The organism is Anaerobacillus sp. QJM3NY_32 (genome assembly GCF_056173645.1).
Map to the genome: position 1 here is coordinate 3,853,064 of NZ_CM149684.1, position 21,568 is coordinate 3,874,631.

The window sequence follows — 21,568 nt, forward strand, 5'->3', positions numbered from 1 at the left end:
CATCTACCCTATTTGGATAGACCATTTACCTATGTTAGTGTCAAAACAAAATATGCCAAGATTCTAAATAAGGCTTAACGATGCGGGGCCACCCCACCTCGTTAAGCCTTTTCTCTTACAATGGACGATCATCAAAATCATAGTCTGCTGGATTCGGCGCAACTCGCGCCTTCTCAAGTGCAGGAGTATCTGGTCGTGCAATCTGATAGACGGCTGCTCCTACAATTTCCGCAACATTTTGGAGTTTCTCTTTACTTATTTTATCAATCGTATCATCTGGAGAATGGTACCACGGCTCAAGCGGCGCATGAATAAAGAGAGCAGCCGGTATCCCTTTTAGAAAGAAAGGCACGTGATCGCTTCTTCCGAGTTCTCCATAATCAACTGCGCCTGAAATCCTCGCTCCAGCTGAAGCACCAAGATCGGTTACAAGATTCTTGTTCCCATCAGGCGTGAACATAATAAGTTCCCCAGCATCACGACTTCCCACCATATCCATTTGGAAATGAGCAACCGTGCTTTCTATTTCATCATCAGTCAAAGAGTCTGCATAGTGGTAAGAACCGACTAATCCTTTTTCTTCAGCACCAAATGTAACAAATCGAAGCTCTGTATCTGTAGGGGTTTTCGCCATGATTCTGGCTAATTCTAGCGTTGCCGCTACTCCAGATGCATCATCGTTAGCTCCGGGACCATTAGGGACGGAATCGTGATGCGCACCAATGCTGACAATTTGTCCATTATCCTTATTCGGGTGCGGTTCTTTTTTCGCAATGACGTTATAAGAGGTTTTATCAATTGTCCCAGCATTTTCTACGCTTACAGTAGCTTTCACGTCTTCATTATTCAGCTGCTCCACAAGTTGAAGGCCAGCTTCTCTTGTTATCGCTACCGCCGGGATATCCTGTCCTTCATAAGCGTAGCCAAATGAATTGCCAGAGCGTCCTTCTCCGTTAAACATAATGACGCCAATTGCTTCCTTATCATAGACGTTCTGAATCTTTTCATAAAAACTATAAGTCCCACGCTCAATTAATGCGATCTTCCCAGCAACTTCAACACCTACTTCATCCTGAGAACCAAGTCCTACATAAACAAGAGATCCTGTGGCGTGATCGTTAATGGATCCTTCAAACGTATAAACATCGCCAGAAAAGACTTGCTCATTAAGAGAAAGCGATGAAGCTCCACCATCCCACTCCTGAATGGTAAAAGGCTGTAATTCCGTCTCATAGCCATAGCGTTCAAACTCACTTTTTATGTACTGTACCGCTTTGTATTCCCCTTCTGTACCTGATGCACGAGGTTGCTTTGATAATAAGGCAATGTTGTTATACATGTTTTCGCTGCTAATTTTCTTTATCACTTTGTTGTCAAATGCGTGGTCAGATTGTTCATTTGGAACAGGCTTAGCTGCATCAACCGAGAAAGACATTGGACTTAGAACCAGACCTGTTGCCAAAGTAATTGTTAGCGCTTTCTTATTCAAATAGTATTCCTCCTTAAGATGAAGTAATCAGCATAATTATTCCATTAATTGAATGTTTAGTAAATTACTCATTTAATCCTAATAAGAGCTTAACAATCCAAAATATGGACTTTTCACCTACAAAAAATTGAGCAATCTCAACCTTTTTCAGTCGAAATTTGTATATAAGTGTAGAGAAAATGAGCATTCTCGGTCATTTTTTAATTGTTTTTATTTTTTTCGTAAAACACTTTTAATTACTGTCCCATTGCAGTTATTTGTCCGCTTACTATAGAATGCTATCCAAATATAAATAAAGAGCCCTCCAATGAAGAAGAGCTCCTAATTAATATTTCCTTATTTATCATTCGACAAATTCTCTCAAAAAGCGGGTAGTGACAGGCACCATTTCACACCTTCCATAACCTCAATACTACATCTTCCTGAACCACAGCATGTTTCTTCTCCGTCATCAAACTCACGCTCACATAACTAAGAAACGAAAGCAGTACCGGCAACACAACCGTATGCATCCCAAATGCATTTGGCATAAATGTATTAAATCCAATATAGCTTCCAACTCCAACAAGAATGGAAGCCATCGCACCGCTCGCATTTCCCTTCTTCCAATAAAGTCCCATCACAACCGGCCAGATGAACGCAGCTTCAAGGCCTCCAAAAGAGAATAAGTTTAACCAAATGAGAAGTTCCGGAGGGTTAACAGCCATTGCAAACACCAACATTCCCAATACCATTGTCACACCTACGCTAATTCGCTTGATCGTTTGATCGCTCGCTTCAGGCTTCACGTAATTCAGGTAGACGTCTTTCACGATGGCAGAACTAACAAGTAACAACAGCGAATCCACTGTCGACATGATAGCAGCCATAGGAGCAGCTAAAACAATGCCCGCGAGCCAGGAGGGTAGCACTTCTAGAGCAATTCTCGGCATAACTGTATCTCCTACCTCAATTCCAGGAAGCACCGCGCGTGCAAACACCCCAGTGAGATGCATTCCGAGCATAATGACGCCAACTACGATCGTTCCAATTATTAAAGCACGATGCATGCCTTTTGAGCTTTTATAAGACATCGCTCGAACGGCCACCTGTGGCAAACCAACGACCCCAACACCCACGAGAATCCAGAAAGACGATACATAAAGTGGTGTTAAAGATCGATCAGCACCAAAAGGAGAAATTAAGTCAGGATTCTCAGACGCAAGCGTGGTAACAATGCTCTCAACGCCACCACCCGCTATAACCGTTCCAACTAGGATAACAAGCGTTCCACCTAACATCACGATGCCCTGAACCGTATCCGTGATCGCAACCGCGCGAAATCCTCCGATAATAACATACACAAGAACAGACACCGCAAAAATAAACAGTGCCCCCGTATAAGGCAACCCTGTCAGCGATTCAATGAGTCTTGCACCCCCGACCCACTGGGCAGCCATCGCAGAAAATAAGAAAATAATGATACTAAGCGCAGATAAAATAACAACCGCTTTGCTTTGGTAACGTTCCTTCAGGAAATCAATCAACGTTACTGCCCGAATTTTCCGAGACATAATCGCGAATTTTTTCCCAAGAACAGATAATACGAAATAACCAGTGGCAAGCTGAGACATCGATAAAAGCACCCATCCCAGCCCCATCGTGTAAGCTACACCAGGGCCTCCGATAAAACTACTGGCACTTCCATATGTAGCAATCATCGTCATCGCAAGTATAAATCCACCAAGTTGCCGACTACCTAGAAAGTACTCTTGCAAAAAGTTCGAAGTCGATTTCAAATGTGTTGAGGCATAAAAACCAATAAGAAAAATGATAACAAGAAAAATAAGGAGAGGAATCACAACTTGCCAATTCATTCGTCCTCCTCCTCATCAAACGGAACTTCTTTAAACAAGAAGACAACCGCAAAAATCACAAGGACAATCACAATCCCAGTTCCAAGCAGACAGCTGTAGAAAAACCACGCTGGTAATCCCCATATATAGCTATACTCCTCTACTGGTTTTGAACCAAAACCGTAGGCAAATCCATACCAGAGTATAAAATTTATTAAAACAAGCCCAACGCCAATAAGCGCTTCACGATTGGCCACGAGGTATCGCGGATCATCTTTAGGCGTTTCTTCGTGTTGCTTCATGCTTTTCCTCCTTCAAAACAAACCTCGTTCTATTATAACCAGAAGGTCTTCTTCAACCATAATGAAATGTTTATCACAGCGGACTCCTTAATGAGTATAGCAGTGAAACATTATAAGGATAAAAGAAATAATAACATGCTGCCATGTTTTTCTTTATATATCTCAGTAAACTAGTTTAAATAAGTACAGGCAAGCTTAGCCTACGTTAAAAGAGTGAAGCGCCCTATTCATAGGACGCTTCACTCTTTTATTTTGATATTAAACAAACGTTTATTTAACACCCATTACGCCTTCCGATAAGCCCTTCTCTCCGCATAGGACACACATTTAAAACAAACCGGCTTCCGATTTCCCTCATCATCTAAATAATATTGAGGACGTGTAGGTTTCCTATGACAAATCATACATTTCTCTAATCCAATTAACCTTCGAAAAAACCCCTTCATATTTGTCACACTCCTAATCTTTAGTAAACTAATATACAGTACGAACCAAAATCACAACTGTTCCTTCAATCAAACTTTATCAGAAGGAAGTTGAGAATACATGATATGACAAATATCGGGGAGTGCCTGTCACCACCCACACAACCCAAACGAACAAAGGATGAGCATGCATGAAAGTAATCCTCGCTACCCCTTTCTTTCACCAGCTTCGTGGAAATACGATCACCGTTCAGCGTATCGCTGATGGATTGAATCATTCTGGTGTCGAAACGGAAGTGATCTCCATAACAGAGCAAGACGATCAGCATCATTCCCTTAAAGATGCTGATTTGATTCACGGCTTTAATGCTTATCGTTTTTATCAATTTATAAAAGCAATAAGCCTTCCAATCACAAATTATACCGTTACACTAACGGGAACGGATTTGAACCATGATCTAAAGAACCCAACTAGAAAAAACGATGTTATTGCCTGTTTAACAAATGCATTAGCAGTCCATGTTTTTGATGAAAAGGCTAGGCGCATTGTTCTCGATATTTTACCGAAGTTAGAAAATAAGCTTTATGTGATTGCTCAAGGAACGGTTACCTCAAGAAAAAGAAACGTACCAGAGAACACCACACCGGACACGTTCCATTTTCTTCTTCCCGCAGGTATACGAAAAGTAAAAAACATTCCGTTCGCAATTAACAGTCTACTGGAATTACGCAAAACTCACCCAAACATTAACTTAACAATTGTCGGCCCAATAATAGAGCCTGATGAGGGAGAGCTCGTTCAACAGCTAGTTTTAGAAAACAGTGGCTGGGTGACTTATAAAGGAGTGATTCCTCATAAAGACATGGAAGCATTATACAGAAATGCAGATGCTGTGATTAATACATCCCATAGCGAAGGACAATCCTCTGCCATCCTCGAGGCGATGAGTTTCGGTTTACCTGTACTCGTCTCAAAAAACAAAGGAAACATGAGCCTCGTTTCGAACGAAGAGACTGGATTCGTTTATGACGGCATCAATCAATTCTTAACATATGCTATTCGTTTAATCGAGAAAGCGTCTCTCCGAGAAGTACTAGGTGAAAATGCAGCTGCGTATGTTGAAGAGCACCATTCTGCGACACAAGAAATCTCAGCTATGGTTAACATGTACGAAAAAAGTCTGGCAGAGCTAAAGAAAGGAGGAAACGATGATGATTAAAAGTCCATGAGTCGTTGACAGCTCCAGGGTTGTGTACGACTCTATTGATCAAAACGTCATTACATCAGGAGAAAAAGGAGCAAATAAGACAGTCATCTTAACCTTTGATGATGGTCCAGGACGTGTGCTTCCTAAACTTCTCGATATTTTAAAAAAGGAAGAGGTACAAGCCATGTTTTTCTGGCAGTCACGCCTCCTCTATAAAGAAAGACCTTGGAAAAGAGTGCTAGATGAAGGTCACCTAATTGGCACCCACTCTTGCAAACATCCTAATTTAACAAAACTTAGTTATGCCGAGCAGTTTGAGGAGCTTGAATACAGCAAGCTAAAAATCCACGAAATCACCGGCTCACCTGTGACTTATTTTAGGCCGCCGTTTGGTCAATATAACCTTGATACAATTAAAGCAGCTAAGGATCTTGGCTTAACAACGGTGATGTGGCGAATTAGCTCAATGGATTGGGAACTTGCACGCCATCAGGAAGAAATCTTACAAAATGTGATTCAGAACCTTGAAAATGGTGCCATTATTCTCCTTCATGAACTACAACAAACTATCCAGGTGCTCCCAGATCTAATCAAAAAAATCCGCGCCGAGGGCTATGAATTTTCCTTACTACCACCGTTGGAAAAATAAAAAAGAGGAGGTGGCTCATAAATGGCTACCTCCTTCCCTTTTTAGATCACGCAACGACTCATTTACCCTTCAACCTCTACTTCATTTACGCCTTCCACTTTTCGAAGAAGCTGATAAATATCCGTCGTATGATTTTTTTCAAACGTCATAAGTTTCAACTCAACTTGCGGGTTTCTATCTTTTGTATCTCGCACACGAACGTGTCGAATCTCAAAATCATTTGCCACAATGGCTTTCATAAAATGAGTCACATCTACACTTTTCTTTAACGTGATTTTGGCACGCATTTCCCGCTGTCTAAGTGCCTTTGGTCCAATCCGTTTGATGATCCATGGAAGAATATTCACACTGAACAGAATCAATCCAGCACCAACAAAAGCTTCATAATAAAAACCGGCACCCGCTGCTATTCCTAATCCAGATGCTCCCCAAATAATCGCTGCAGTTGTTAACCCAGAAATCGCATCATTATTACGCCGCAAGATTACACCAGCACCGATAAAACCAATCCCAGAAACAATTTGAGCGGCCAATCGCATTGGATCCGTTCGAATATTCGGGGAAAGCTCCGCGAACGTTTCCGCTGATTCAATCGACACGATCGTTAACAAACAGCTGCTTACTGCAATGACAATACAAGTCTTTAAACCGAGTGGCTTATGCTTTAACTCGCGTTCAATTCCAATCAGTAATCCAAGCAAAGCTGAAATACTTAGTTTAATAAGCACAACTACCATCGTTCGTCATCTCCAACGTCGTAAAATAGAAGTAGCGCACCTCTGTATTACTCTATTCAGGAGAAGGAAATATTAGAATAAGACCACTAGTCACTTTGAAATACTTAGTTGATAGTTCGACAAAATGTGAGCTTAATCGGGCGGTGACAGGCACCTTCGCGCCCCGCTACGCGCTACCCCTCAACCTCCACAAACGTTGCGCCGTCAATGTCTCTTAGCTGCTGATAAATACTAGTCGTATGATTCGCTTCAAAGGTAAGCAGACGCAAATCTATTTGATGGTTCTTTTCCTTCGTATCGCGAACGCGGACGTGCTTGATTTCAAAATCGGCCGCCTGGATGGTTTTCATAAATGCGGTAATGTTCGTTCCTTTTCGAAGCGTAATTTTTGCTCTCATCTCACGCTGTCTTAGCTGGCTAGGGCCAATTTTTTTGATAATCCAGGGAAGGATATTTACGCTAAACAGAATCAAGCTTGCCCCTACAAACGCTTCAAAATAAAATCCCGCTCCTGCGGCGATACCTAGTCCAGAAGCTCCCCATATAATCGCCGCAGTTGTTAATCCTGAGATGGCATCATTATTTCGTCTTAAAATAACGCCCGCACCGATAAAACCAATCCCAGAAACAACTTGAGCAGCAAGTCGCATTGGATCTGTTCGGATGTTGTCAGATATCTGAGAGTACGTTTCAGCGGATTCAATGGAAACAATCGTTAATAAGCAGCTGCTCACTGCAATAACCATACACGTTTTTAAACCTAGAGGCTTATGCTTTAACTCGCGTTCAATTCCAATCATGAGTCCTAGACAAGCTGATATACAAAGTTTAACGACGATAACTACCACGCGACACACCTGCCTTCAATAGATATTTCTATTATTTTACCAATAAAAGGAGCAAAGGATCAAAAGGAATTTACACTCACCCACGAAATAAACCAAATGCGTGAATTACACCACAAAAAAAAGAGTCGCTAGAGGATCATCCCCTGCAACTCTCAAACGACTTTTATATCATCACTAATGTATATCTTTTTTCTTAAAGCGACCGCCTCTTACTTCTGCAATATCGGCCATCGCAAGGAAAGCCGAATCATCATGGTCAGCGACAATGTCTTTTAATTTCGCTTCTTCTAGTCGAGTGATCACACAGAAAATCACTTTCTTATCATCACCAGAAAAAGCACCCTCGCCGTGCAAATAGGTTACCCCTCTGCCTAAGCGGCTTAAAATAGCATCGCCGAGTTCTTTATGGTTATCACTAATAATCCAAACGGACTTTGATTCATCAAGACCTTTGATCGTAATATCGATCATTTTATAAGCAACATAGTAGGCGAGCAATGAATACATCGCGCGATCAAAGCTGAATACGAATCCTGCGCTACCAAGAATGAACAGGTTCGCGAACATGATAATTTCTCCGACAGAGAACGGAAGCTTTTTACTCGCAAGAATCGCAAGAATTTCTGTTCCATCAAGTGATCCACCAAAACGAATGACCATTCCGACCCCAATTCCAAGGACCACTCCGCCAAACAATGTGGCTAAGAGAATGTCATCAGTAAAAGCCGGGACAGGATGCAATAGCGCAGTCGATATGGATAAAATCACGATACCGTACAGCGTTGAGAAAGCGAACGTCTTGCCAATTTGTTTGTAGCCAATATAAATAAACGGAAGGTTAAGAACGAATAAGAAAATTCCTAAGCTAATGCCACTTAAATGGGAGAGCATAATGGAAATACCAACAATCCCTCCGTCAATAACCTGATTGGGTACTAGAAAAACTTCTAGACCAACAGCCATAATAACGGCACCTAATGTAATCATAAACGTTCTTCTCGCTTTTTCTTGAAGCGGTGTTTTTTTATGAATTTTCGTTTCATTAATTAACTCTTCTAACGGTTTACTTTCACTCAAAATATTGCCTCCTCTTTATCTATCAAAACATTGTACTTATTTAAAATAAGATAACACTAACTGCAGTACACGATGACTAGACAGTTCCCTGAGAGCTTAATCCTCCCCATAATTGGGAGGGTTAAAAGAACAGCCCATCCGAAACGTTCAAGCTTGCTTTGCCATCATTATTTCGCTCAACTATGGGCATTCACCATTTTAAACTTTTCAAGAAAATGACATAGTAGTTCGGCATCATTGCTATTAGTGAATGATTGTTTATAGAAGGTTGATGAGGTAATTAGAGTGAACAGCATATACATTCAGGAAGCCTCTCGCATCAGGAAAAGCTTCTATTTGCATCATGTTTTTTTGAGGATATGTAAGATGATCCTGAAAGTTCTGCTCACTCGTAAACGGAACAAAAGGGCCAATGATCTTTTGTTTCTGAAGAGAAACTGATGTCGGGGGAGGAATCAACTTTGCATCTGGGAGATAAGCAAATTCACTGATCGTCGGTTTATCGGCAGAATGATAATCATATTGATTTAATTGCTGTGCTGGATATATAAACACGAGAAAACCAAATAACATCAGCAGTAGCACCTGTCTCATCTCAAACCCTCCTCTCCCTGTCATACTTATCCACATCTTATTAATTTTATCACTGCTTGAAATTATTTGTCCACAAGTAGACAACGCACGATAGAAGTACTCGACAAAACTTGAGTTTATTCGGGCGGTGACAGGCACCATTATTTCCCACCTCTTCCTAAAGAGCAAGACTATTACACTACTGTTTTTCCAACAAAGGAAAATAAAACCATTTTTACAGGCTCTTTCACATGTTGACCCTCCCCAAATAAGAGGAATACGATTGGAAAGTACTTTAGAAATTCAAGCAATCTATTAAGAAAGAAGGAATTGTTATGTGTGGCATTACAGGTTGGATTAATTGGTCTGGTGACCTCTCAACGGAGCAAGATACGCTAAAGAAAATGGCAGATTCTATTGCTCACCGTGGACCTGATGAAGAAGGATTCTGGCTATCAGAACAGGCGGCACTCGCTCATCGTCGTTTGATCGTTATTGATCCTCGCGGCGGTAAACAGCCGATGACGTCATCAGATCAACAACTTGTTCTTACGTATAACGGGGAACTCTACAATTATCGGGAATTAACACAGGAACTACAGCAGAAAGGGCATACATTCACTTCTAATTCAGATACAGAAGTAGTCCTACACGCTTACATGGAATGGAAAGAAGAATGCGTGAAACATTTTAACGGCATCTTCGCATTTGCGATCTGGGATAAAAAGGAACAACAGCTTTTCCTTGGCCGTGACCACCTCGGTGTCAAGCCGCTTTTCTATTCAAAACAGGGCGATTCACTCTTCTATGGCTCTGAAATGAAAGCGATTCTCGCGCACCCATCCGTGCAGCCACAAGTCGACCGTAAAGGCCTTGCTGAAGTTTTCGGAATGGGACCTATGCGAACACCTGGACAGGCTATTTTCAAAGGGATTGATGAAGTTCGTCCTGGGCATTACGTGATCGCAACAGCCGATTCCATCGAAGAGCACCGCTATTGGAAGTTAGAATCAAAGCCTCATACAGATGATGTTGATAAAACTACTGAAACAATTCGTGAGCTTTTAACAGATACTGTTCAACGTCAGCTCATCTCTGATATGCCTGTTGTTTCAATGCTTTCAGGAGGACTTGATTCTAGTGCCCTAACAAGTCTAGCCGCTCAAGAATTCAATCAATCGGACAAAACGCTAGGAACCTATTCAATTGATTTCGACCAAAACGAAGATCACTTCCAAAAGGATTTCCTCAGACATGATATGGACGAGCCGTGGGTCAAACGAGTGTCTGACCATGTTGGAACAGACCATCATTCTGTCACGTTCGGAGCGGACCAGCTGCTTTCAAATCTCCTTGAACCAATGAGAGGACGAGATCTGCCCGGCGTCGGTGAAATCGAAACATCGCTCTATCTTCTTTTCACAGAAATGAAAAAGGATGCTACCGTGGCGCTTTCTGGTGAGTCTGCCGATGAGGTATTCTCAGGTTATCCATGGTTCCATCAGGAAAAATATCTGGATGCTGAAGTATATCCATGGCTCGTGAACCTAAAAGGCATTTCTTCCGTGCTTTCTGAAGAAACGAAAAAACAAATTCAGCCTGAGCAATACCAGAAAGAGCGTTTTGCAGAAGCTTATGAAGAAATTCCATTCCTTGAAGGGGAAAGTGAGTTTGAAGCGAAACAGCGTCAAATGTCTTACTTTTTCATCACACGCTTCCTACCGTTTATGCTTGATCGCAAAGACCGCGCAAGTATGAAAACAGGCTTTGAAGTACGCGTACCTTTCTGTGATTATCGTATCGTTGAATACCTGTGGAACGTTCCAATTGATTACAAAAACGTCGATGACATCGAGAAAGGAATCCTACGTCGCGCTATAAAAGGAACGCTTCCAGATGATGTCCTTTATCGTAAGAAAAGTGCGTATCCAAGTGATAAAGACCCAGTTTATCTTGAGGGCGTACAAAATTGGATGATCGACATTCTCGACAATCCAGATTCCCCTATTCTTTCATTAATTGATACGAAAAAAGTTCGTGCGATTGCTTCGAATGAGGCAGAAGGATTGAATACCGATCAAATGAAAGGTCTACTCGACTACTTGATTCAAATCAACGCATGGCTTGATGAATACGATATTGAGCTTGTCAGCTAGACAAATATCACCGGAGAACGACTAGGTCGTTCTCCTTATCTTTTTAATTCAATTGTAATCGTTAGAATGCTTCGTCTAATTTTCATAAGTCTTTACATTCCTTCTTAAATGCAACCAAACTAACGATTTAAAGGCATTATTGAATCAAAAAACCTCCAATTTTCGACAGTGAATCCGTGATACCTCCTTATAATTTTTACAAATTTAAAAACATTTTAAAAAGGTGCACTTTTTCATTAACGCTTTAAATTGACAAATAATTTGCTAAAATGGGGAAGTTATAAAAAATTGGAGGTTTGATTATGGACACCACCATAGACGAGAAGCCAACGAAAAAAGGGAAGCTAAAACACCCTCCTGGCTTGTATCTTTTGTTTATCACAGAAATGTGGGAACGCTATAGCTTTTATGGTATGCGTTCAATTCTCATTCTTTATTTAACCGCTGAGTTAATTAGCGGAGGACTGGGGATGGATCAAGATAAAGCACTACTGCTATACGGTATGTACACTGGTCTTGTTTATTTCACACCATTAATTGGTGGTTATTTAACCGATAAATTCATCGGATTAAGAACGGCCATTACCATTGGTGGTATTACAATGGCCATCGGTGATTTTACACTGTTTGCTGTCCAAGAACAATGGGGCCTTTATACCGGGTTATTGTTACTGATTATCGGTAATGGTTTTTTCAAACCTAATATTTCCACTCTTGTTGGAGAGCTATACAGTAAGAACGATAAGCGAAAAGATTCAGCGTTCACCATTTTCTATATGGGAATTAACCTTGGTGGCTTGATTTCACCATTAATTGCCGGTCTTTTATACGCTAATGTTTTCTATACAAATACAGGCGGCGTTGAAACATTTGGATTTAAATATGCATTTCTAGCATCATCAATTGGGATGATTATCGGACAAATTACTTTTAATCTACTTTCTAAAAAATATCTTGGTAATATTGGAAGAACACCATCCAGTAACCGTGTAACACCAACGATTGAAGGAAAAGCTAAGCCGCTTACAAAAATCGAAAAGCAGCGTACTTCAGTCATTCTAATCCTAGCCATTTTCACCGTTACATTCTGGGCAGGATTCGAACAAGCAGGTGCTTCCTTTACGCTTTATACAAGGGATTTCATAGATAGAACGGTCTTTGGCTACGAAGTACCAGTATCCTTCTTCCAATCACTGAACCCCATGTTTGTATTATTGCTAGCACCAATCATTTCAGCCATTTGGCTAAAACTAGCAAAATCAAAACGCGGTGATTTTGCCATTCCTACAAAAATGGCATTCGGTTTAATCCTACTGGGTGTCGGATTCATGGTAATGGTTCCGGCGGTTATGATGACCGGTAGTGATGAAGGAAACATTGCAGTGAAAGCTAGCATGCTATTTATGGTTGTGACGTACTTCTTCCATACACTTGGCGAACTATCGCTTTCACCAATCGGACTTTCTCTAGTTAGTAAAATGTCTCCAGTTAAAATCGCTTCACTATTGATGGGTGTTTGGTTCCTAAGTAACGCTGCTGCTAACTACCTGGCAGGTTACATCGCTTCACTCACAACATCAGCGGGCTATCTTGAAATCTTCATTTATTTAGGTGTCGCTGCTCTAAGTTTAGGTGTGATCCTGCTCTTGCTTTCTAAGAAGCTACAAAAACTCATGCATCTTGAAGAATTTAATGAGGATCATGTTGCTAAGCAGATGAACTAAACCAATAAAATAGGCTAGTCAAAAAAGGGTTTGCTCTCCAAATGGAGAGCAAACCCTTTTCTATTAATTCCTCACTGTTCTTACTATCGATAAACAATATATTTCTGTTCAGACCTCACTCTACCTCTCAAGCTCAATATTATAGTGATATTGATCGCTCCGGTACTTCGTTCTCGTATATTCGATCGGATGATCATTTATACCAAGACTTAGACGCGTCATTTCCAGGAGCGCTTCACCAGGGCGAATACCTAGTGCGTCTGCTTCGTTGATCGTGGCGTTAATGGCCGTGATTCGCTCACTCGCTTTTTTGAGATAATAGTGATGTTGTTCAAGTACTTCATAATACATCGCCTGATTAAGATCAAATTTAATTAAAATCTCGCCAATTTCCTTTGGCCAGCACGTTCGTTCAAGAGCTATCGGCACCTCGTCCGCAAAACGAATACGTTCCACAAGAAGGATTGCCTCACCTTCCGTTACCTTCAGCATATCGTTCTCATGGTAAAGGTCATCACGAAATTCTGCTCTCAGCACCTTTGAATGGGGAGTTTGTCCACGTTCCAGCACTTCTTCAGCGAAGCCCCTAAGCTTCCCAAGATTTCCGATCAAATTCTGTGGTTTGACTACCGTTCCGCGCCCCTGCTTTTTCTCTAACAAGCCATTCTGCACAAGAATCGAAATCGCCTGCCTGATTGTCGTTCGACTTACATCAAATTCTTTGATGAGATCCTGTTCAGTAGGAATCAACGTATTCGGCTTCCAGGCACCGGTTTGAATTCGTTTGATCAGAACATCTTTTATTTGAAGGTATAGTGCTTCACCTTTATTATGATTGAGTTTATCTGATGACATATAAGCCTCTCCTCTTGAGCCGCCAACTGTTTGGCTCGGTTCATACATTCATTATAGCTAAAAAGGAGCTCGCTTTAAAAGAGTAGTACCATTCTTGAGGCTAGGATCCCTTTTTGATATACCACTCGTTCGACAAAGAAGGACAAACATCGAGCGGTGCCTGTCACCGCCTAACCTCTTCCACATTAAGTAGACGATTAACACGCATTAATCTAATACCGAGTTTGGTTGTCAGAGCTGAGATCTTGAGTGCAATTCGTTCTGAATCCACACAGATTTCAGCTGGCAAGAAACCGAGTTTATTAAGCATTTCTACTAGTGCAGCCTGTAGCTGTTTTCCATAATCTACTCTCTCAAACACCTGATAATAAACGATCATAGCCCCTTCATCTTCAACCCCAAGAACAACATTCGGAAAAAACGGACGTTCTCCATCTCTTTCCTGAATCGCTTCTTCTTCAAAGTATGATGCAAACTCAAGACGCATTTTCACCTGTCTATATTTCTGAATCCGCCTCATTTCAATCTCGGAAATCAGCACCGCCTCTTCCTCTTCAGGTTGTATAACAGCATTCATCACGCCATTTACCCACTGACCTGATTCCAGCAACCGTGCACGCCACCGCCCATCATAACCTTCTAACAAGTAGGCGTCATTCTTCTCCGTCTCTTCTACCACGTGAATCGCCTGCTTTAAGATCTCACAAAACGTCCGTACTTCCTTTCGAGAGAAATGCCACGGATAATATCCGGATGACATACTTCTAAAAACCGGCCATTCCTGCCGACCACGAAAACGAAGCCCCAGCTTTTTAATCCACCGAAGATCCTCTGTCTTTAACTCATCGCGAGCCTGAAACGCCAGCAATAAGCTAGGCTCATATTCAATTACAGTCTGAATATCATCACGGCCATCCCTTACCGCCATTTTATAAGCAAGACCGTCATTACCAAGGTGGACGCCAAGCCCAAAGTGCTGCCCATTCATCCCGAGCACCGAACAATAAGCAACTTCACCCGTTCCCGGTATTTCTACAATGAACATCTCGTTGCTATGAATCCACTTCCAAGGTTGAAGCTTTCTATAGGCCATCGTAAGTTCAAAAAGCTCTTTCCACAGATCATGCTCACCTACCTCACTCTCCCTAAAAACAGCAATTTGCTCATTAATACGCTTCATCTCACCTGCAGAAAGCATTTTTCCTTGCTCATACTGATCTCGCTTCCCTTCTTCAGGTGCGCCTTTATAGACCATTAAACATGTTGGAAAAGTTGCATCCTTCCGACCGCTAAACGCTTTTTCCAGAAAAATCTCATGCAGCCAGTTCTCCTCCGAACCATAAACGTATGTTAATGAAACCTGCTCCTCATTTAAAACATCTGAAATCCGAACTTTACGTTCATCACGCATTTCCATTCCAGCGTTTTGAGAATCTACTTGTGTGGGACCAATGAATAATTCACTTTCTTCATCACCTAATGTAAATAAATCGCGATGATCCATAATAAAATAATGATGATGTGCGTTCGACCAATTAAAAGCAATTTGTATGTATTCATGTAGCTCACTAAGAAAGATCGAATCATCTACCTCAAGTCGTCTCCAAATCTTTGATTTCATCTCAACTAGGCTTACTTTTATTTGGAAAATCACCATCTCTCATCCTTTCCTTACACTCTTGTAAAATGACTTTTTTCACAGTATAGCATGTCCCTCCGAAACACAGACTCGCCATTTTATGTGATAAATGACCTATCCCAGCAATATACATAGGATAGTAGCTTACTAAGACATGTTCGGAGGAATGTGTGTTGAAAAAAGGCCTAATCCTTACCCTCTCCATTGGAGGCGTAATCGCAACCATCCTTGTCAGCGTTTTAATCGGAGTGTTAATTGGGAACGCGGATCTTGAAGAAAACTACACCGAGGATTTGAAGAAAATCAAAGCAGAGATTACTGAATCTGAGAAGGCAGCGAAAGAAGAAGGTGAGAAGCTTCTATCGATTCAAAATGAAATGAGCAGTACAGAAGAGAAGCTTGCGACTGAAACTCAGAATCTAGAAGAAGCTAAAGTAAAAGCTGAGGAAGTAAAAAAGTTACTCGATGAGAAGGAAAATGTCTCTGCAGATATTGAAAAGTTAAAAAAAGAAAAGGAAAGCACGAAAAAAGAAATGAGCAAGCTTGAAGATGACATTAAAGCGAAAAAGGATAAAGTGAGCACACTAGATGACACAATCAAAGCAAAGAAAAAGGAGATTGATCAACTCGAAGAAACCATTGTAAAGAAAAACGAAGAACCTATTAAACTCAGCGCCGGCCAATATATTGTTGGCAGCGATATCCCAGAAGGTCGTTATCAAGTAACGAACGTTGGAGAAGGCACAAACTTCTTCGTTTATAACCCTAGTGGATTACCGACAGTAAACACCATACTAGGAGACAGCATTGTTGGAACGGGGGATTTCGTCTTCTTCACCAGTGATGGGGATGTGATCGAAACGCTGGGACCGGTGAAGTTAATTCCAGTTGAATAAACTGAGGTATGACTAAGAGAAGCCCATAGGTTAAATCACTCAGGGTTTTTCTTTTATTTTGTTACTTCTATCACGTTGGGATTCTATGATATAGTTTATTAAATCACAAGTACCATTTTTACCCAAAATATCAGAGGTGAATTTATGAACATAGGTTTAGATATAAAAATAACAAACTATTTTCGAGATAGTCTCGCAGCAAAACTTAAAATAGACTTTAAAAATGAAACTTTTGAAAGTGTGAACAAACAAGACTTTATTAATGGAAAAATCGATGTTGAAGTTTCCAAGAAGTTCTTTGAGACAAAAAAAAATAAACCTAATCTATTAAATATTATTATAGTAGCAAAAACGATTAAAACTGAATTTATAGCTCAAGAAAAAAGAAGCTCCGACACCGATGATTTGACTGGTATATTTTATGTTCCAGCAACCTTGGATGAGAATGGAAATTTACATCCTCCTGAAGGAAAATACCCGTGGATTCCAAGAGAACATCTTTACCCAATTCTAGAAGAAGAGCTAGCGATAGGTCACCTGAGTGATTTTGATGATTTCTTAAGTCACAACTTCCATAAACTAACTAATGATGTATCTTGGACAACCTATTTTCATTTTGCCAAAGATATGTATGAACAGGTTACCAAATCCTCTATTATGGATTTAATAGTTGGGAATATTAACCTTAATAAAAATATTTTTATTTTTGAAGATAAAACAGTCAACGCTAACCGAAGTATTCTTTCCCTTTATGATCATTTATTGAATAGTAACTTAGATAATGTACCACTGTTTAAAAACTTTATTAATACAAAATTCAGCCCTCAGAAGGAACTCATTCAAAACTCATCATATGAAATGATGAACCACGTTGCTCAAATGGGCGGGGAATACCCTCTCTCACCTTCTCAAAGAGAATGTGTAAATCATTTTAATCATATGAAAAACGGAGATATACTGGCAGTTAATGGACCACCCGGCACTGGAAAAACCACGTTGTTACAATCTATAGTAGCAAACCTATATGTTGAAAAAGCTTTAAAGAAAGAAAAGGCTCCTTTAATTGTGGCTTCTTCAACAAACAACCAGGCAGTTACAAATATTATTGAATCATTTGGCGAAATAAAAAGACAGTGGAAAGAACATAACCTCGAGAAAAGGTGGATAACAGGAGTCGATAGTTTCGCAGTATATTTCCCTTCGAAGAGCAAAGAAAAAGAAGCCCTGAGTAAGAATTTTCATTATACCAATGCGAAGGGTGAAAACTTCTTTACTAACGTCGAAAGTGAAGAAAACTTACAATCTTCTTATGAGAATATGATTAATGAGTGCAGTGAATTTTTTCAAACCAAGTTTACAACCGTTCAGCAATGTAAAAACGCAATACACGATCAATTACTTCATTTGAATCAAGTACAAAAAATGTTTATAGAGCTTTATAAAGAATATGAAGAACTATGTATTGAGCCTATTAGTATGGACACTTTCCTAAGTCAAATTGAATCAGATCAAGAGGATATAGTAAATCAAATAGAATACAATCAATCAAGAGTAAGTGAATGGGATATGATTTTCATGAAAACCCCATTTTTATTCCGACTTCTTCCCTTTCTTCCTGCTTCCAAACGTCATGTGAAATCTCTAATAAAACTTCATTTGAATCATGATGAAATGCCTCTAAATGTTGCCATGACAAGAGAAGATATTCTGGATTATTACGGTAACTATTCTCAAAAATTAAGAGAAGAAATGCACGAGAAGAAACTACTATTTGAGAAAATAACAAACATAAAGACAACCTACCGCGGGTTACTAAACGTAATCACTTATTACTATACTCACAATAAAGAAGTCGAAGAAATTCATTCTCTAGACAAGATCAATAAATTTCTCGATACGACCATTCGATACTCTTCTTTCTGGCTTTCTGTTCACTATTTTGAATGCAAATGGATATTAGAGAAACGGTTAACGGAAAAACAACAAGGGAAAAATTTCGAAAATATACTAAACCAATTCCATAATAATTTAAGTATGATCACTCCTTGCTATGTTATGACGTTTTTCCAACTTCCAAAATTATTGCTTGCATATAATGGAAGTAATGATTACTATCTCTATAATGAAATTGACTTACTAATTGTGGATGAAGCCGGACAGGTAAGTCCTGAAATAGCTGCCTGCTCTTTTGCTCTCGCTAAGCGGGCAATTGTCGTTGGAGATGTGTATCAAATAGAGCCAGTTTGGAACATTTCCCCTGGATTAGATCTTTCACTCGCACACTCTTCAGGGCTCATAACCAAGAAAAGTGAATTTGATAATTTGGGAAAAAACGGACTAAATACATCCCAATCAAGTGTGATGAAAGTGGCCGCAAAAAGTTGTTATTATGAAAAGAATAAAGAAAGAGGTTTATTTCTAAGCGAACATCGAAGGTGCTATGATGAAATCATAGATTATTGCAACAAGCTGGTTTACAGAGGGAACTTGGAGCCATCAAGGGGTTCAGGTGACTTGGATGAAAAGAATTCTTTAAGAGCCCTTTCGATTCCTTATATCGGTCACTATCAAATAACTTCAAAAAAATCCAAGAAAAGTTCCGGAAGTAGAATAAATCATTATGAAGCAACTGAACTCGCTAATTGGATAGAAGAAAATTTCGATCTTATTAAAATGGCTTATCCAAATGAAAACCCTAATAATCTTTTAGGTATAATTACGCCATTTAAGATGCAAGTTTCCAAAATCAAAAAGGCTTTACCACTTTCAGTTAGGGAAAATATTAGTGTAGGCACTGTCCATACCTTTCAAGGAGGAGAAAGAAAAATCATCCTTATGTCCACAGTATACGGAAGAGATGATGGTTGTTATTTCATTGACTCAAATGCTAGTTTATTAAATGTAGCGGTATCCCGCGCAAAAGATAGTTTTCTTACCTTCGGAGATCTTGAATGCTTATCCGAAAACCAAGATACACCAAGTGGACTTCTTAAAACGGTAATCAAGAATAATCAAGTACCTACTGCAGTATTGCCTCCTAGGTAAGGTAAGCCAACAACTAGTAAGATCAATTTTTTCGATAATAGCTGAGATATTCGTATGATGACACCTCCGTATTACAGTAAATTATTAGTATTTAATATTGAAAACCCCAACTAATTTTAGCTGGGGTTTTCAATATTCGACAATAGTTGCGCTATTCCGGGCGGTGACAGGCACTCGCGACTTGCGAACTCACGCAAACTCACTTCGGCAGCCGCACCGTACTAAAGTTCACTAACTTCCTCACTCCAGGCCATACCGATACCCTCGTCAATACATCTCTAACAAAAATCCCCCACCAGGAAGAAGGCAAGAAGAAGCTCGCAAACCTTCTAGCCGACTTCTGAAGCTTATCGATATCTGGATGGAGAGACCGTTCATAATCCGTAAGCGCAGCTTCCAAATCATTTGGATGTTGATCAAGCGATTTTGCAAGCGTATATGCTCCCGCCATCGCCATGGAAGCACCCTGCCCGGCTAGTAACGAAATGCACTGACAGGAATCACCCACAAAAGTAATCCTGCCGTTTCGCCACTGGGATAATCCTACTTGCGACACCTCATCGAAGTAAAAATCCTTCGCCTCTTTGCCTGCTTCGAGCAAATCTGGAACAATCCAATTCATATGACCAAAATATTCATTCAGTTGCTCCAGTGCTTTTTCCTTTTGCACATGCCCCTGTTGTTCTGGATAGCGATATAAGAAAAACGTCGCCACTTTATTGCCTCGAATCGGATACACAGAAACCTGGCGATTCGGTTCCGAATACGTATAAAAATTCTTATCAATTTTTTCAAGAAAAGCAGGGTCTTCAACAATATAAGCCGCTGTATAATAACCCATGTAGCGAATTGGCTCCTTCTCTTCCTTAAACAAAAGAGAGCGCACTTTCGATCGCATACCGTCCGCACCTACAACTAAATCACATGTAAACTTCGTACTATCTGAGAGACTCACATGCGCCTTTTCCGCATCCTGTTCAATTAGCTCTGGAGATACCCCAAACCGAAACGTAACCTGTTCTCGAACCTTCTCATAAAGCACTGTCTCAAGATCTCCGCGCATAAAATTGAAGTGCTTTTGATTTAATAACTCACGCAGAGACTGATAGGAAACCCTGTATTTCTCCGAGCCATTTCCCTTCAAAAAAGCAAGTGAATCGATCGGATAATGAATACGACTTAAATCATCGAGCATGCCCAGCTTTTCAGCCACGTCATAACCTGCTCCAAAGAAATCAATCATATACCCTTCCGTTCGTATCGAAGGAGATTTCTCAACAATCGTGACTTGATCTCCTCTTTCACTCAAACAATAAGCAAGGGTTAATCCTGCAATACCGCCACCCACAATACATACGTCCATCACGATTCACCTCACTTTAAAATAAATGTAAGCTTACGACCCGTTTGCTCTAACACTTCTTCAAGACTGCGCTCCTCCTGGTAAAGGTAAATAAGCGTTTCAAACATCACTGAGCTATAAATAAGCTCAGCGGCAATTTCTACTTCGAAATAATCCTGAAGCTTACCTAGTCGCCTTATTTCCTTAAGAAGTTCAACCAGCTCTTCAATAAACATAAAATCGAGCTGCATCAAGCTCTGCAGGAATTCTGGTTTACTTTGATAAGCATTCAATGATGCCACAATCAATTCTCGAAAAAGCTTCTTCTCTAGCAAACTGAAGCCTTCCAAACGCTTCTTTAAATAATTTCGAACGGTAGCTTCAGCTGTCTCCTGAACTTCAAAACTTAGATCCTTCCTCTCTTCCATACCTGTAAATTCCGCTCGCATCACTTCAACGAGAAGCTCTGCTTTAGAAGGAAAGTAATTAAATAACGTTCCTGAACCGATCCCGGCCCTCCTAGCTACAAGCTCTGTTGATGTCGCTTCATATCCTTTTTCAAGAAAAAGACCTTTCGCTACCTCCATGATCGTCTTTCTCGTTGCCTGCTTCTTTTGTTCACGTAGTCCGCTCATCATAACCTCCTAACAGCTCAGTTAATTTATGACTGCGCTCATTTATGAGTATACTCATATTTTAAACCTACTCGTATGAAACTGCAACCTTGCATGGCAAGACTTCCTTCTTCTTAAATCCACATTAAAAAAT

17 protein-coding genes are annotated in these 21,568 nt (G+C 40.3%); 6 read left to right on the forward strand and 11 right to left on the reverse strand.

What is annotated here, in order from left to right; translation table 11 throughout:
* Nucleotides 1-115: 115 nt before the first annotated feature.
* The 3 genes from AC0VYH_RS19860 to AC0VYH_RS19870 form a co-directional block, all read right to left on the reverse strand.
* Nucleotides 116-1,489: a M28 family peptidase gene (locus tag AC0VYH_RS19860; protein ID WP_475368041.1), complete on the reverse strand. Its 1,374-nt coding sequence runs from the start codon at nucleotides 1,487-1,489 to the stop codon at nucleotides 116-118.
* Nucleotides 1,490-1,878: 389 nt separating this feature from the next.
* Entirely contained in the window at nucleotides 1,879-3,345 is a 1,467-nt protein-coding gene (gene panF, locus AC0VYH_RS19865; protein ID WP_475368042.1) for a sodium/pantothenate symporter, read from the reverse strand.
* A complete protein-coding gene (locus AC0VYH_RS19870; RefSeq protein WP_283153483.1) occupies nucleotides 3,342-3,626 on the reverse strand; it encodes a YhdT family protein in 285 nt (94 codons plus the stop codon). Before AC0VYH_RS19870 ends, panF begins: the two co-directional genes overlap by 4 nt.
* A gap of 616 nt (nucleotides 3,627-4,242) precedes the next feature.
* Here AC0VYH_RS19870 and AC0VYH_RS19875 point away from each other — a divergent pair.
* Both AC0VYH_RS19875 and AC0VYH_RS19880 read left to right on the forward strand, forming a co-directional pair.
* Nucleotides 4,243-5,271, forward strand: a complete 1,029-nt coding sequence (locus AC0VYH_RS19875; RefSeq protein WP_475372969.1) for a glycosyltransferase — start codon at nucleotides 4,243-4,245, stop codon at nucleotides 5,269-5,271.
* A 31-nt stretch (nucleotides 5,272-5,302) separates the two neighbouring features.
* Nucleotides 5,303-5,908, forward strand: coding sequence for a polysaccharide deacetylase family protein (locus AC0VYH_RS19880; RefSeq protein WP_475372970.1), 606 nt, complete (start codon nucleotides 5,303-5,305; stop codon nucleotides 5,906-5,908).
* Between the two features lie 62 nt (nucleotides 5,909-5,970).
* Here AC0VYH_RS19880 and AC0VYH_RS19885 read toward each other — a convergent pair whose 3' ends face one another.
* The 4 genes from AC0VYH_RS19885 to AC0VYH_RS19900 all read right to left on the reverse strand — a co-directional run bounded on the left by AC0VYH_RS19885 (nucleotide 5,971) and on the right by AC0VYH_RS19900 (nucleotide 9,164).
* Nucleotides 5,971-6,645 carry an MgtC/SapB family protein gene (locus AC0VYH_RS19885; protein ID WP_283153480.1) on the reverse strand — a complete coding sequence of 225 codons (675 nt, stop codon included), beginning with the start codon at nucleotides 6,643-6,645 and terminating at the stop codon, nucleotides 5,971-5,973.
* A gap of 173 nt (nucleotides 6,646-6,818) precedes the next feature.
* On the reverse strand, nucleotides 6,819-7,493 hold the full coding sequence (locus AC0VYH_RS19890; protein ID WP_194218586.1) for an MgtC/SapB family protein: 675 nt from the start codon (nucleotides 7,491-7,493) through the stop codon (nucleotides 6,819-6,821).
* Between the two features lie 174 nt (nucleotides 7,494-7,667).
* Complete coding sequence (locus AC0VYH_RS19895) at nucleotides 7,668-8,480, reverse strand: YitT family protein (RefSeq protein ID WP_194219568.1); 813 nt, start codon at nucleotides 8,478-8,480, stop codon at nucleotides 7,668-7,670.
* Nucleotides 8,481-8,828: 348 nt separating this feature from the next.
* Nucleotides 8,829-9,164: a hypothetical protein gene (locus tag AC0VYH_RS19900; protein WP_475372971.1), complete on the reverse strand. Its 336-nt coding sequence runs from the start codon at nucleotides 9,162-9,164 to the stop codon at nucleotides 8,829-8,831.
* 314 nt (nucleotides 9,165-9,478) lie between these two features.
* On the opposite strand from AC0VYH_RS19900, the gene asnB reads away from it, so the two are divergent.
* On the forward strand, nucleotides 9,479-11,299 hold the full coding sequence (gene asnB / locus AC0VYH_RS19905; RefSeq protein WP_475372972.1) for an asparagine synthase (glutamine-hydrolyzing): 1,821 nt from the start codon (nucleotides 9,479-9,481) through the stop codon (nucleotides 11,297-11,299).
* A 302-nt stretch (nucleotides 11,300-11,601) separates the two neighbouring features.
* Nucleotides 11,602-13,023, forward strand: a complete 1,422-nt coding sequence (locus AC0VYH_RS19910) for a peptide MFS transporter (RefSeq protein WP_194218583.1) — start codon at nucleotides 11,602-11,604, stop codon at nucleotides 13,021-13,023.
* A 120-nt stretch (nucleotides 13,024-13,143) separates the two neighbouring features.
* On the opposite strand, the gene AC0VYH_RS19915 is transcribed toward AC0VYH_RS19910, so the two are convergent.
* Entirely contained in the window at nucleotides 13,144-13,878 is a 735-nt protein-coding gene (locus AC0VYH_RS19915) for a GntR family transcriptional regulator (protein ID WP_475372973.1), read from the reverse strand.
* A 163-nt stretch (nucleotides 13,879-14,041) separates the two neighbouring features.
* Complete coding sequence (locus AC0VYH_RS19920; RefSeq protein ID WP_475372974.1) at nucleotides 14,042-15,532, reverse strand: plasmid pRiA4b ORF-3 family protein; 1,491 nt, start codon at nucleotides 15,530-15,532, stop codon at nucleotides 14,042-14,044.
* Between the two features lie 158 nt (nucleotides 15,533-15,690).
* Between AC0VYH_RS19920 and AC0VYH_RS19925 the strand changes: the two genes are divergently transcribed.
* On the forward strand, nucleotides 15,691-16,413 hold the full coding sequence (locus AC0VYH_RS19925; protein ID WP_475372975.1) for a hypothetical protein: 723 nt from the start codon (nucleotides 15,691-15,693) through the stop codon (nucleotides 16,411-16,413).
* 144 nt (nucleotides 16,414-16,557) lie between these two features.
* Nucleotides 16,558-19,458: an AAA domain-containing protein gene (locus AC0VYH_RS19930; RefSeq protein ID WP_475372976.1), complete on the forward strand. Its 2,901-nt coding sequence runs from the start codon at nucleotides 16,558-16,560 to the stop codon at nucleotides 19,456-19,458.
* A gap of 199 nt (nucleotides 19,459-19,657) precedes the next feature.
* Here the strand turns inward: AC0VYH_RS19930 and AC0VYH_RS19935 are convergent, their stop codons facing one another.
* Nucleotides 19,658-20,821, reverse strand: coding sequence for an FAD-dependent oxidoreductase (locus AC0VYH_RS19935; RefSeq protein ID WP_475372977.1), 1,164 nt, complete (start codon nucleotides 20,819-20,821; stop codon nucleotides 19,658-19,660).
* Between the two features lie 11 nt (nucleotides 20,822-20,832).
* Nucleotides 20,833-21,435: a TetR/AcrR family transcriptional regulator gene (locus AC0VYH_RS19940; RefSeq protein ID WP_475372978.1), complete on the reverse strand. Its 603-nt coding sequence runs from the start codon at nucleotides 21,433-21,435 to the stop codon at nucleotides 20,833-20,835.
* Nucleotides 21,436-21,568 lie beyond the last annotated feature (133 nt).

Bases quoted from the DNA above. Each gene is read 5' to 3' on its own strand.
- panF (WP_475368042.1), bottom strand. From the start codon at position 3,345: ATGAATTGGCAAGTTGTGATTCCTCTCCTTATTTTTCTTGTTATCATT.
- AC0VYH_RS19870 (WP_283153483.1), bottom strand. From the start codon at position 3,626: ATGAAGCAACACGAAGAAACGCCTAAAGATGATCCGCGATACCTCGTG.
- AC0VYH_RS19875 (WP_475372969.1), top strand. From the start codon at position 4,243: ATGAAAGTAATCCTCGCTACCCCTTTCTTTCACCAGCTTCGTGGAAAT.
- AC0VYH_RS19885 (WP_283153480.1), bottom strand. From the start codon at position 6,645: ATGGTAGTTGTGCTTATTAAACTAAGTATTTCAGCTTTGCTTGGATTA.
- AC0VYH_RS19895 (WP_194219568.1), bottom strand. From the start codon at position 8,480: ATGATTACATTAGGTGCCGTTATTATGGCTGTTGGTCTAGAAGTTTTT.
- AC0VYH_RS19900 (WP_475372971.1), bottom strand. From the start codon at position 9,164: ATGAGACAGGTGCTACTGCTGATGTTATTTGGTTTTCTCGTGTTTATA.
- asnB (WP_475372972.1), top strand. From the start codon at position 9,479: ATGTGTGGCATTACAGGTTGGATTAATTGGTCTGGTGACCTCTCAACG.
- AC0VYH_RS19910 (WP_194218583.1), top strand. From the start codon at position 11,602: ATGGACACCACCATAGACGAGAAGCCAACGAAAAAAGGGAAGCTAAAA.
- AC0VYH_RS19915 (WP_475372973.1), bottom strand. From the start codon at position 13,878: ATGTCATCAGATAAACTCAATCATAATAAAGGTGAAGCACTATACCTT.
- AC0VYH_RS19930 (WP_475372976.1), top strand. From the start codon at position 16,558: ATGAACATAGGTTTAGATATAAAAATAACAAACTATTTTCGAGATAGT.
- AC0VYH_RS19935 (WP_475372977.1), bottom strand. From the start codon at position 20,821: ATGGACGTATGTATTGTGGGTGGCGGTATTGCAGGATTAACCCTTGCT.
- AC0VYH_RS19940 (WP_475372978.1), bottom strand. From the start codon at position 21,435: ATGAGCGGACTACGTGAACAAAAGAAGCAGGCAACGAGAAAGACGATC.